The 442-nt window shown below is 54.3% G+C and carries 1 rRNA gene; it reads right to left on the bottom strand.

Going from position 1 to position 442, the window contains the following annotated elements:
- Nucleotides 1-39 precede the first annotated feature (39 nt).
- Nucleotides 40-442 (bottom strand): 16S ribosomal RNA (locus AC1DE7_RS31840); the annotation flags it as partial.

Genomic DNA, 442 nt, shown 5'->3' with positions numbered 1-442 from the left:
TATTTGAATGTTTCCGTTGCAGGAAACGATTCTCCATAGAAAGGAGGTGATCCAGCCGCACCTTCCGATACGGCTACCTTGTTACGACTTCACCCCAATCATCTATCCCACCTTCGGCGGCTGGCTCCTTGCGGTTACCCCACCGACTTCGGGTGTTATAAACTCTCGTGGTGTGACGGGCGGTGTGTACAAGACCCGGGAACGTATTCACCGCGGCATGCTGATCCGCGATTACTAGCAATTCCGACTTCATGCAGGCGAGTTGCAGCCTGCAATCCGAACTGAGACCGGCTTTGTTGGGATTGGCTCCATCTCGCGATTTCGCAGCCCGTTGTACCGGCCATTGTAGTACGTGTGTAGCCCAGGTCATAAGGGGCATGATGATTTGACGTCATCCCCACCTTCCTCCGGTTTGTCACCGGCAGTCTATCTAGAGTGCCCA

The organism is Paenibacillus sp. 10L310 (genome assembly GCF_056395745.1).
This window is presented reverse-complemented; position numbering and strand designations above follow the sequence as displayed.